The organism is Okeania sp. SIO3B5, from assembly GCF_010692555.1.
Taxonomy (GTDB): Bacteria; Cyanobacteriota; Cyanobacteriia; order Cyanobacteriales; family Microcoleaceae; genus Okeania.
In genome coordinates, this window is sequence record NZ_JAAHHG010000293.1 from 1 (window position 1) to 12,459 (window position 12,459).

Sequence of the window (12,459 nt, forward strand, 5' to 3'; positions counted from 1 at the left end):
CGCTTCACAGGGTGCTGCTTCCTTGGCGGTAGTCTAACGCTTCCCTCCACATCCGTTTAGAGTTTCCGAGTGCCCCCCGGCAACTAATAAAACTGTAGCATATATTCAATTCACTTACAAATAAAATAAAAAGTCGCCCTACAAGGGCGAGGCTTTAAACCCAATTTTTCGGTAATATATTGTAGGGACGTTCCATGGAACTTCTTATTTCTTTTACTTTTTGTTAAATGTTTATTCCCTCTTCCCTCTTCCTTCTTCCCTCTTCCTTCTTCCTTCTTCCTTCTTCCACAGAAACTTGGACATTTATCTTTGTAACAATTTCCTTGATGCTCTACCTATACATCGGGTGGCGATCGCGAGTCAAAGATAGTAAAGGATTTTTTGTCGCCGACCAAAGTGTACCTGCAATTGCTAATGGTGCTGCCACAGCAGCGGACTTTATGTCGGCGGTTTCATTTATTTCTATAGCAGGAGCAGTGTCAATTTTAGGCTATGATGGTTCTTATTATGTAATGGCAGGAACAGGAGGTTATGTACTCTTGGGGTTGCTGCTTGCTCCATATCTGCGAAAGTTCGGTAAATATACTTTGCCAGATTTTATAGGCGATCGCTACTACTCTAATATTGCTCGCATTGTTGCGGTTATTGCTGCCCTCATTATATCCATAACTTTTGTTGTCGGACAAATGCGGGGTGTTGGCATTGTCTTCAGTCGATTTTTGCAAGTTCCCATTGAAGTTGGTGTCATCATCGGCATGGTTATAGTTGCCTTCTTCGCTATATTAGGAGGGATGAAAGGCATTACTTGGACTCAGGTTGCTCAATACTTTATACTTATTGTTGCTTATTTGATACCAGCTATTGCCATTTGTAATATTCTGACAAATATTCCGATCCCACAATTTGCTTTTACCTTTGGTGATATTACAGAAAAATTGAATCAAGTTCAGGTTGACTTAGGTTTTCCAGAATATACTGCTGCCTTCAGCAAAAAAACTATGTTGGATGTTCTATTCATAACTATTTCTGGTATGGTTGGCCTTGCCAGTTTACCCCACGTTATTGTTCGTTTCTATACTGTACCTAATATAACAGCAGCTAGATATTCTGTAGCTTGGGCGTTATTGTTTATTGCCATTTTTTCGACAACTGTTCCTGCTTTAGCTGCTTCTTCGCGATACAACTTAATTGATAGTTTACACAACAAAACTATGGAGGAAGTGCAACAGTTAGACTGGGCGATAAAATGGCAAAATACAGGTTTGTTAGAATTCACTGATAAAAATAACGATGGTCGTTTGCAGTTGACTCCAGATGCAGAAACTAATGAAATAATTCTTGACCCGGATATTATTACTCTCTCTACTCCAGAAGTAGCTAAACTTGCTCCTTGGGTAATAGCATTAGTGGCAGCAGGAGGGTTAGCTGCTGCTTTTTCTACTGCATCAGGTTTGTTATTAGTGATTTCTAGTGCTATTGCTCACGATATTTACTACCGCCTAATTAACCCTGAAGCGTCAGAGTCACAAAGATTAATGGTGGGCAGAATAATGGTAGTATTGGCGATCGCCTTTGCTGGTTATTTCGGCATCAACCCCCCTGGTTTTGTGATTGAGATAGCAACTTTGGGAGTTGGTGTCGGTGCTGCTACTTTTTTCCCAGCAATTATTTTGGGAGTGTTTGACAAACGCACTAACCGGGAAGGAGCGATAAGTGGTATGATAGTTGGTTTAGTGTTTACTACTATCTATATTATTGGTGTAAGATTTTATGGAATGCCGACATGGTTTTTGGGGTTGTCCGATCAAGGTATTGGTACAGTGGGAATGTTATTGAATTTTGTTGTGACTTTGGTAGTGTCTCGAATGACAGTTCCTCCACCTTTAGAAATACAAAAGATGGTAGAAGAATTGCGATCGCCTCTAGGTGAAGTCAGGAGTTAAATTATTGCTGTTCTGGTCTGTGGATCATTCCCGAAAACGTCCCCTACTGTGGTATAATGAAAGGCAGTGACTTCTTCCCTCGGAGTTTTAGCTAGGGTTTGCTGAAAAAGTCTTTTAGTAGCGGTAGGAGACAACCCACCCCTAGCCCCTCCCAGGAGGGTAGGGCTGTTTCATTCTCAATAGACATGGGGACACGGAGACACGGAGACACGGAGACACGGGGATAGAGGCTTTTAAGTGGCGTTGAACCAAATATTCTCTCAGAGCTTAAAGACGCGTACTTTGCTGAAAAATCGGCAAATTTTGGCAAATTTCACTGTTCCACTATCCTCTAATTTCCCGTTTTCCCCAAATCCTTAATCTTCAATACTTTAAAACAGCCCTGCCTCCCAGGAGGGGAGGGGAAGACAGGAAACAGGAGACAGGAGTTATATCATGTCCGAAAGTGTAAGCATATTTGATATCAACTACGGGAGCAAGATGCTCCCACTACTTACTTAATAACCAGAAATTTTCCTCACTTCCTCAACAGTCAAACTAAGAATTTTTGCTACTTGTTCCACACTCATTCCCGTTGCTAATAATTGAGGAATAGCATTTCTTCGTCCTTGCTCTGCTTGTTCTGCTCGTTGGCGTTCTTGTTCTGCTCGTTGGCGTTCTTGTTCTAATTGCTTGGCAAGGCGATCGCCACGAGCTTTTTCTATTTCTTTTCCTTCTGCTCCTGTTAACAACAAGTTTCCTTCAGAGTCCCACCAGCGTAACCATGATAGAGTTTGATTTTGATAGGAACCTTGCCATTTTCCTAATTCTATTCCCAGGGGTTCGATAAAATAGTGACCGCGTTCATTCGGAGACATCTGGCGATAAGAGTTATCCTCTAAATAATACATTTCTAAGTTGCCAGTTTTCACGATATATATTCCGTAGTAAGCTATTTCTATAATCTGTTCGTAAACCCAAAATTTTCCTGGTTTTGTTGTTTCAGCATCTTCAGAAACTGACAAAGGTGTTTTGTCTAATTCTTCTGTTCCATCACCACTGGCAAATTCTATAGCAATTAAAGGTGCTATTTTTTCTTGCCACAGACAATAGGAACGACGAAATTCACCGTTTAATAATGGTGGTACATTGGGAACATAAAACCAGTCTGGTGCTTCTGCATCTTTTTGTGGGGGTTCAGTTTGTCGCCAATAGATACCACTATCTTGCCCGATGGCATAATTTCCATCTGGGTGTCGCTGTTGTAAAATTGGTGCGATGGAATCAGTTAAAAGGATACTTTGGGGATGTTCCTGGAAATTTTTCACAAAGGTGCCGTCTTCATCTGGTAATTGAGTATGATCGAGAAAAGGTTGTGGTATGTCTATTTTTATTTTGGCGTGAGTCATTTCAGCTATTAGTTATCGGTTATTAGTTTATCTAGATTTTACCATAATTACATGGAACTTTACAGCACTTTTCATATAGAATCCGGTTGAATAGTCGTCATTGCGACGATAGGAAGCAATCTCCGCGCACCTCTGAGATTGCTTCCTTCCACTCCGTTACAGTCGCAATGACTTGAATATAGTAATTATCCGGATTTAATATCAGAGTGTTGGGTTAGTTTGTAGTTTGGGTAGAGCGATAGCGTTAGCGGAGCTTATCCATAGGATAAACCCCACCTTTAACGAAGTTAGAAGTCAGAAGTTATTTTTGTAACATAGATAATTGGAGATTATCATAGATAATACCAGATTATAGCCAACAGTTACCGAATAATTAATAATTAAATAATTCTGGTATAAAGCCTCCCCTTTTAAGGGGAAAAAAAGCGGTCGAGGGATGGATGGGTTTCCTAACCATATCCAATCGACCAAGAAAAGAAATAATATTTCCTTATATTCAATTCCGTAACGGTTTTAACCAGAGGTAATTATCAATTATCAATTATCAATTAATAAAACCGATGCTACCGGACATGATATTATGCGTAAGTCCTGACTAAGAAAAATTATGAACAAAAAATTAGCTCATACTATGATACCACAAGCAAATCACGATGAGTTAGCACGACAAAACTTTGTTAAAAGTTTCAGAAATTATCTGTTTGGAAAAATGCGAAATGACTTAAAGTTGGTTTACCAAGAGACTGTCAAACCACAATTTGAAAAAGAAAATCAACGTTCCCCTAAAGATCGTTATGAAATTCGGCGGGAAATGCAGCAACAACCATGTTATAAGTGGTACAGTAGCTGCAAACGTATTACCCAAGAAATGATGTGGGAATCAGTAATTACTACTGTCGAACGTCAACTACCAAATTTGGTGGAATGTGCTAAAGATAGGGAAAAACCCCTGGGAACACTTACCCTAAACCCGGAATTAAAAATTCCCACCTACCAAACTGCTGTAGATATCCATTGTATGCCAGGAGGATATAATAGCGAATACACTCAAGATGACGTAGCGGCAGGTGCTATTTATGACTTGGGAGTTTATGTTGCCACGAGAAACCCTGAGTCTCTTCGTGATGCCAGAAGTCAGACGGTTATTCATAAATTCTTGAAGCAGCAATACCCAAATTTTCAACCAGGGAAAATTCTAGATATGGGTTGTACGGTGGGTGCTAATACTTTGCCTTATGTGGATGCTTATCCAAATGCTGAAGTTTATGGTATCGATCTAGCTCCTGCCATATTACGCTATAGTCATGCACGAGCAGAGTCTTTAGGAAAACGGGTGCATTTTAGCCAACAGAATGCTGAGAAGACTAACTTCCCAGATGAATCATTTGATTTGGTGGTAAGTCATATTTTGCTACATGAAATGCCTGTGCCAGCAATTCGGAATGTTTTCCGTGAAAGTTATCGTTTATTAGCTCCAGGTGGAATAATGATACATCAAGATGCGCGTTTGTTTCGTCATCTAGATTTATATACTGCATTCATCTATGATGAAGAAACAACTAATAATAATGAACCTTTCTGGAGTGCCATGCGGGATTTAGATTTAGTAGCTATAGCAAGGGAAGCAGGTTTTTCGAGAGATAGCCTCATTAACACACTGCTGGAACAAAGTAATGGAATGCAGTCATTCATTATTGTTGGTATTCGTTAATGGATAATGGATAATGGATAATTGATAATTGATAATTGATAATTACCTCTGGTTAAAACCGTTACGGAATTGAACATAAGGAAATGTTATTTCTGGCGTTGGTAATTTGAGGTATGATATCATGTCCGGATAAGAGCGCGATAGAAGTCCATGACCTTTACGCGACCAAAAAACTTTATCCTTCTACTCCTATTTCTTCTTCTTTCTTTCCTCCTGACTCCTGACTCCTGACTTCCCCTCCACCGGAGGGGTTAGGGGTGGGTTGACTCCTAAGTAGTTAAGATTAATATCATGCACTAATTTACCAACGCCTTATTTCTTTATTTTCCTCTTGAAAGGGGAGATTGAAAAATTATATGGTTTTCAGGTCTTCATGCTCAAAAAGTTAGCACTTTTAGCGCATAGTTGGGCAAAAAAATTCTCCCCTACTCCCCTACTCCTTAAAAAAGACTTTTTCAGCAAACCCTAATTATTCGGTAAATAAAAAAGATAAAAAAAAGATGATTCCTAAACAAGCAAAAGGTAAGCGACCAGTTTATTTGGATAATATAGATAACGATAAATTACTGGCAATAATAATGGCATTAGCAGGAGAAGTATCAGTGTTGCGGGAACGCTTGGACACGATTGAAAAGTTATTAGTAGCTAAAGATATCATTTCCTCTGAAGACATTGAAAATTATCAACCAGATGCACAAGTAAATGAGGAACGGGAACAATGGCGAACTGATTATATTACTAGAATACTGAGAGTTATAGAGAATCTCCAATAAAAATGTAGTAGTGCTAAGGCAGCAATTTCTTCTGTTTAAAATCTAGGCAATATTACATCCGAAAATTTTCGGAGTTATTAAAGTAAGTTTTGTATAAGAAAAGTTTGTAGGTAAATTCATCGCTTGTTAAATTATGTTTCTGGTAATTCTATGTAGCATCTAAAGAAAAATATTGAATATAATTGATGTACATTTTTTTTTGGTAATTAGGAGGGGTATGTATGAATTTTCAATTTGTCAAACAATGGGCGACTATTAGTTGCTTTAGTTTAGCTGTAATTTCTGGTCTAATTCAAGATGGTCAGGCTCAACAACGTAAGGCGAGCTTTTTTTGTAGTACTGATGGGGGTAAACCTGCTACTATTGCACGGCTGCCACAACCGAATGGCCAAATTGATCAGAAAACTTTAATTATCTGGGAAACTAATGCTTTTCAAGAGTATCCTGCCGAAAAACGTTGTCTTATAATTTCTCAGAAATTTCAAGATAATCAAGATACGGGTGATTTGAAATTTATTGTTTCTGGTAAAGCAAATGGTTGGCCAGTATTATGTGCTTCTAAAGAGAATCATAATTATATTGTAGATTGTCCTGATTCTAATATTTTGATGACTCTTTTAGCACAGGATAATTCCCAAGAAATAATTAAAAAACTTGTAGAAATAAATACAGGTAGTTCAACTACAGCCCTGAGACATTCATCAGACAAAGTATTGGTAAGTAATGGAAATTTAAAGGCAATTAATGTAGGTAAATGGATGGAGAATTCTCCAGAAACTAATATTCCAAATGTTGATTCTCCAGAGACTAATATTGAAGAAAATAATCAGTGTATGTGGAACTGCGAATGAATTGAAGTCAGACTTTGTTTGTAGTTGGGCTTTAGCACAAAGCAAAATTTGTAGGGTGCGTTAGACGGCTTAAATTTAGAATATAAAAGGGATTTAGCAATCCGTCGTAACGCACCATTTAAAATGTGTAAGTCCACTAAGATAAATTATTTTTTTAACAATAAACGTTAATATTATCTTTGCGTAAGTCCTGAATTATGTAGAGTCTTTTGATAAAGTTTTAGTGTTGCTATGGAAAGTAATATATGCCAGCTAGAGATTCTTTCCACAAAGCCTTTTGTTCTGCCTTAATCAAGCAGGGGTGGACAATTACAGATGACCCTTTGTCTATTGAATTTGAGGATGTTCCGCTCTATATCGATCTAGGAGCAGAACGTCTAATTGCTGCTGAACAAGGTAGTGATAAGATAGCAGTGGAGATTAAAAGCTTTTTGGGTGATTCAGTCATCTCTGAATTCCATACTGCTCTTGGGCAATTTCTTAACTATCGTATGGCATTGTCTGAACTCGAACCCGAACGAGTCCTCTATTTAGCTGTTCCTAACGATGCTTACGACAACTTCTTTAATCGTCGATTTGCTCAAAGAGCGATCGCCATAAATAACTTACGAATAATTGTTTATAATTCAGACATTGAGGAAATTATCAAATGGCAATAGACTATAGTCAAATTATCCAAAATCTTATCAAAGAACAAGCCTCTTTGCACAAGCCTGGCAATGTTCGGGTAGAGACAATTTTCGATACTGAGCATCACCATTACCTCTTAGTACAAGTCGGTTGGACAAGAAATCACTGGGTATATGGTTCTATTTTGCACCTAGATATTATTGATAGCAAAGTGTATATTCAACAGAATAACACAGAGGAATCTGTAGCCGAACGTTTAGTTGAATTAGGAGTTTCCAAAGAAAATATAGTGATTGGTTTCCATTCTCCTTTCAAAAGACAATTTACAGATTATGCAGTTAGCTAAATTTATATTAGTCAGGTAATGAAAGTAAATTTTTCATTCAAAACAGTTAGCATTTTGAGTATATTTCTAACAATTTTATTATTGCCCGTAGAACGAGCGATCGCTCCTACTCGTCACCCTATTTTACCTGAAAAAATAGCGGCAAAACAACTTTGCCAAACTGCTGCAAAATTTACTGTGAAAATTATTTCTGGTGATAGTTGGGGAACGGGAATTTTAGTGCAGAAACAGGGGGATATTTATACTCTGGTAACTAATGGTCATGTTTTGAAAGATCGGGCAGAAAAATTTATTGTCGAAACTGTGGATGGTCAAGAATATCAAGCAAGTTTACTGGTAAATTTTCATCATGGTCAAATAACGGGTAATGATTTAGCTATTTTACAGTTTAATAGTCCGAAAAATTATCTAATTGCTGGTTTGGCAAAGTGGGAAAAGGAGGAACGAGTAATGGCTGTTGGTTTTCCCACTGATGTTAATATTACTAACTCTAATAATGGCGGTTTAACCTGTACTAAATTGGGTGATGTTTCTGAATATTTAGCTAAACCAATGCAGTCGGGATATCAGATTGGATATAAATTAACTATTTTTAATGGTATGAGTGGCGGACCTTTATTAAGTAATAGGGGTCAGTTAGTAGGAATTATTGGTATGGGAGAGCCGATTATTTTTGTTAATCCTGATATTTATCTCTATAAAGATGGTTCGCGGGTGACAGAATCTTTGGCTGTTTCTTCAGAGGAAGCTTTAGATTTTTTATCTAGTTTAAGTTGGGCAATTCCATCAGAAACTTTGGTTTATTTATCTCCTTCTGGATTAGAATTGAATTTAGGTTCTGGAAAATAGTTTTGTTTTGTGGAACAGGCATCTTGCCTGTTCATTTGTAAAAGATGGTACAAGTCGAGTTCACCCGCTTTTTATCCGCCAAGCCAAGAAATAAATTTCTTGGCTCACAGCGGAAGTCATCTAAAGATGACTAAAGGTACGAGATGGTACATAACTCAACAGTCATCTTTCAGATGACTTCAGCTATCAGCCAAGGATTGAAATCCTAGGCGCTCTAGGCGCTCTAGGCGGTTCATGGCAGTTCATGGCGGTTCATGGCGGTTCATGTTTGTCTGAATTTTTGTAGCCTTTTTATCCGCCAAGAAATAAATTTCTTGGCTCACAGGGGAAGTCATCTTTAGATGACTAAAGGTACAAGATGTTACATAACTCAACAGTCATCTCAAAGATGACTTCAGCTATCAGCTAAAAAACTCAATTCTTGGCGATCTAGGCGTTCTTGGCAATCCTTTAAACCAAAAAAAAATAATAATGAAACATATCATAAAACTAACAATCATACTAACAACATTCACCATGGTTAGTTGCGATAAAATACCTTTTCTGAACAAACAACCGTCACAACCAGAACAACCAACTTTTATTGCCACAAAATCAGGTACTCCTTTAAATCCTTTTGCTTTACAGAGATTAGCAAAACAAACGGTGGTAGAGATTGTCAGTGAGAGTTATTTGACCGGAGGTAATAAATATGAGCCTAAAGGTTCGGGAGTAATTATTGGTAGAAAAGATTCTACTTATTATGTGCTAACTGCTAATCATATTTCTGATTTTGATGATGGACTTTCCGTGTTTATTCGTAGTGAAAAACCAGGGGAAGCAGGAGAAGTACAGCCACTAAAATTTATCAAGCGTTACCCACGGGAAGATTTGGCTGTGGTGGCGTTTGCTAGTCTTACTGATTATGAGGTGGCGGTGGTGGGGGAGGCGAGTCAGCTAGATGATAACAATCAAGTTTATGTGGCGGGTTGGCCTGGTAGTGAGAATAGGCAGGGTTTTCAGTTTACTCCCGCTAGGGTTACTAACCCACGAGCAGGAGATAATTTGAATTATCAACCTACTGAACCTGGTGAGGATGTATATAAAGGTATGAGTGGGGGAGCAGTTTTGAATGAGGCGGGGCAGTTGGTGGGTATTCATGTGGGGTTGACGAGAGTTGGTGGAGATGGGGATGGGGTTTTGATTTCGACTTTTTTGCGGATGGTGTCACCGGAGGTTGATGAGGTTTTGGTAATGGGAAATACGGAAAGTCAGACTGTTGCAAATGCTGATAATGTGACTCCATCTCAAACCGAGGATGCTGAAAGTTACTATGATCGGGCTGGTGAACACCGTGAGAGAGGAGAGTATGGACAGGCTATCGCTGACTTAAACCAAGCTATTCAGCTCAATCCTAAAGATGCTGATGCCTACACACGCAGAGGTACTGTTTACTTTCTCCAAGGTGAATATGAAAAGGCACTTGCTGACCTTAACCAAGCTATTCAACTCAATCCCAAAAATGCTGATGCTTACGGCAAAAGGGGTCTCTTTTACCTGATCCAGGATGAATATGAAAAGGCGATCACTGACTTTAACCAAGCTATTCAGCTCAATCCTAAAGATGCTGATATTTACTCACAAAGGGGTGTTGCTTATCGTGTCCAGGGAAAGTATGAAAAGGCGCTCGCTGACTACAGCCAAGCTATTCAACTCAATCCCAAAGATGCTGTTGCTTACACTGGCAGGGGTCGTGTTTACTTTATCCAGGATGAAAATGAAAAGGCGCTCGCTGACTTTAACCAAGCTATTCAACTCAATCCCAAAAATTTTGATGCTTACATTAATAGAGGTGGTGTTTACCTGATCCAGGATAAATATGAAAAGGCGCTTGCTGACTACAGCCAAGCCATTCGACTCAATCCCAAAGATGCTGATGCTCACTATAAAAGGGGTAGTGTTTATTTGATCCAGGATGAATATGAAAAGGCGATCGCTGACTACAGCGAGGCTATTCAACTCAATCCCAAAGATGCTAGTTCTTATATCAAAAGGGGTACTGCTTACGGTATTCAAGGAAAGTATGAAAAGGCGCTCGCTGACTACAGCGAAGCTATTAGACTCAATCCCAAAGATGCTGACTCTTACAATGGCAGGGGTCTGACTTACCGTATCCAAGGAAAGTATGAAAAGGCGCTCGCTGACTACAGCGAAGCTATTAGACTCAATCCCAAAGATGCTGACTCTTACAATGGCAGGGGTCTGACTTACCGTATCCAAGGAAAGTATGAAAAGGCGTTCGCTGACTACAGCGAAGCTATTAGACTCAATCCCAAAGATGCTGACTCTTACAATGGCAGGGGTCGTGTTTACTTGATCCAGGATGAAAATGAAAAGGCACTCGCTGACTTTAACCAAGCTATTAGACTCAATCCCAAATATGTTAATGCCTATACCCGTAGGGGTGCTCTTTACTTTATTGATGATGAATATGAAAAAGCTATCGCTGACTTTAACCAAGCCATTCAACTCGATCCTAAACTTGCTTCTGCCTACTTTTTACGCGGTATGACTTACAAGGCTAACAGAAATATTGAAAAAGCCATATCAGACTTTGAAAAAGCTGCCAACTTACACAAGCAACAAGGAGATCAAGAGAAGTATCAAGACTCTCTGGATAAACTAGAAGAATTACGAGGAAATTAGTATTTGTAGGTTGGGTTGAGGTAACGAAACCCAACATTAACCCAAAACGTCAAGGTGTTGTTGGGTTTCACTTCGTTCTACCCAACCTACTTTTATCGGATTGAACATTTCCCAGAACCGATCTTTACTTCAACCAAAGCATTAATAGCTGCTGATAACTGATAAATGCTATAATTTCCAAAACAACCCAAAACTCAAGCAAAATTAAACCTCAAAAAAGGCTATTATGTCAGCAAAAGACATCTTTCACGATGCAGTACGTTCTGCCCTCGAAAAAGATAGATGGATTATAACTGACGATCCTCTATTTATGAGAGTCGGCGACGTTAATTTCCAAATAGACTTAGGTGCAGAAAAAATCATTGCTGCTGAAAAAGACAATCGCAAAATAGCCGTAGAAGTTAAATCTTTTGTGGCAAAATCCGAGGTTAAAGAATTTCACTTAACCCTTGGACAAATACTTAACTACCGCTCTGCATTAAGAAAAATTCATCCAAATCGGATATTATATCTGGCAATTACCTTTGAGGTTTACGATAGCTTTTTTCGTCGCGAGTTTGTTCAAGATGTCATCGCCGAACATCAATTAAAATTACTAATTTTTGACCCTAATAAGGAGGAAATTATCACATGGAAAAACTAAATTATCCCGAACTGATCCAAAAAATTTTGACCGAAAGTTTCTTGGGAGAAGATATCTGTCCAGATACCGAAGTCGAAGCTGTTTTCGATACGGTGCGCGATCGTTATTTAGTTGTTAATCTAGGTTGGGATGCCCACAAACGAGTATATGGCACTACAGTTCATGTGGATATCAAAGATGGGAAATTCTGGGTACAACAAGATTGTACCGATATCGGGGTGGCCGACGAGTTGTTAGAGGCAGGCGTACCTGAGACAGATATAGTTTTGGGTTTTCAATCTGTCTATCGGCGACAGTTTAGCGGATTAGCTGTCGGTTAGGATTCCATAATTCTATCATTTGTAGGTTGGGTTGTTTGCGTTAGCATTGCATTTGCGGAGCATTCCGAAGGAAAGCATGGAACGAAACCCAACTCATATCAAGTCTCTTTAATTAACTATAATAAATTAGCTATCTTTAGTCATCTTTAGATGACTTTTGCTGTGAGCCAAGAAATTTATTTCTTGGCGGATAATATCATGTCCGGTAGCATCGGAGCGTGTATAAAATTAAGGTGAAAAAAGGAGAAAACCTTCTGCCTCCTGCCTCCAGCATAGCTGCCTTCCTTCCACCAAAGTCTAATTATTCAACCGGACATGAT

Annotated in this window: 11 protein-coding genes; 10 read left to right on the forward strand and 1 reads right to left on the reverse strand. The window is 38.9% G+C overall.

Annotated features, from left to right (window positions below):
- Window positions 1–227: 227 nt before the first annotated feature.
- A complete protein-coding gene (locus F6K54_RS28895; RefSeq protein ID WP_293085417.1) occupies window positions 228–1,943 on the forward strand; it encodes a sodium:solute symporter family protein in 1,716 nt (571 codons plus the stop codon).
- 497 nt (window positions 1,944–2,440) lie between these two features.
- Here the strand turns inward: F6K54_RS28895 and F6K54_RS28900 are convergent, their stop codons facing one another.
- Window positions 2,441–3,331, reverse strand: coding sequence for a Uma2 family endonuclease (locus F6K54_RS28900; RefSeq protein ID WP_293085420.1), 891 nt, complete (start codon window positions 3,329–3,331; stop codon window positions 2,441–2,443).
- A gap of 607 nt (window positions 3,332–3,938) precedes the next feature.
- On the opposite strand from F6K54_RS28900, the gene F6K54_RS28905 reads away from it, so the two are divergent.
- The 9 genes from F6K54_RS28905 (at window position 3,939) to F6K54_RS28945 (ending at window position 12,139) form a co-directional block, all read left to right on the forward strand.
- The gene (locus F6K54_RS28905) at window positions 3,939–5,042 is read left to right on the forward strand and encodes a class I SAM-dependent methyltransferase (protein ID WP_293085423.1); all 1,104 of its coding nucleotides are present in this window, start codon (window positions 3,939–3,941) and stop codon (window positions 5,040–5,042) included.
- Between the two features lie 500 nt (window positions 5,043–5,542).
- Complete coding sequence (locus F6K54_RS28910; protein ID WP_293085426.1) at window positions 5,543–5,815, forward strand: hypothetical protein; 273 nt, start codon at window positions 5,543–5,545, stop codon at window positions 5,813–5,815.
- A 221-nt stretch (window positions 5,816–6,036) separates the two neighbouring features.
- On the forward strand, window positions 6,037–6,666 hold the full coding sequence (locus F6K54_RS28915; RefSeq protein ID WP_293085429.1) for a COP23 domain-containing protein: 630 nt from the start codon (window positions 6,037–6,039) through the stop codon (window positions 6,664–6,666).
- A gap of 245 nt (window positions 6,667–6,911) precedes the next feature.
- Window positions 6,912–7,325 carry a XisH family protein gene (locus tag F6K54_RS28920; protein WP_293085431.1) on the forward strand — a complete coding sequence of 138 codons (414 nt, stop codon included), beginning with the start codon at window positions 6,912–6,914 and terminating at the stop codon, window positions 7,323–7,325.
- Window positions 7,316–7,642, forward strand: coding sequence for a XisI protein (locus F6K54_RS28925; RefSeq protein ID WP_293085434.1), 327 nt, complete (start codon window positions 7,316–7,318; stop codon window positions 7,640–7,642). Before F6K54_RS28920 ends, F6K54_RS28925 begins: the two co-directional genes overlap by 10 nt.
- 18 nt (window positions 7,643–7,660) lie before the next feature.
- Window positions 7,661–8,491 (forward strand): serine protease, encoded by an 831-nt coding sequence (locus F6K54_RS28930; RefSeq protein ID WP_293085436.1) that lies wholly within the window; start codon window positions 7,661–7,663, stop codon window positions 8,489–8,491.
- Window positions 8,492–8,962: 471 nt separating this feature from the next.
- A complete protein-coding gene (locus tag F6K54_RS28935) occupies window positions 8,963–11,176 on the forward strand; it encodes a serine protease (protein ID WP_293085439.1) in 2,214 nt (737 codons plus the stop codon).
- Between the two features lie 226 nt (window positions 11,177–11,402).
- Complete coding sequence (locus F6K54_RS28940; RefSeq protein WP_293085441.1) at window positions 11,403–11,819, forward strand: XisH family protein; 417 nt, start codon at window positions 11,403–11,405, stop codon at window positions 11,817–11,819.
- Window positions 11,807–12,139, forward strand: coding sequence for a XisI protein (locus tag F6K54_RS28945; protein WP_293085444.1), 333 nt, complete (start codon window positions 11,807–11,809; stop codon window positions 12,137–12,139). The genes F6K54_RS28940 and F6K54_RS28945 overlap by 13 nt, the downstream gene beginning before the upstream one ends.
- Window positions 12,140–12,459: the final 320 nt, after the last annotated feature.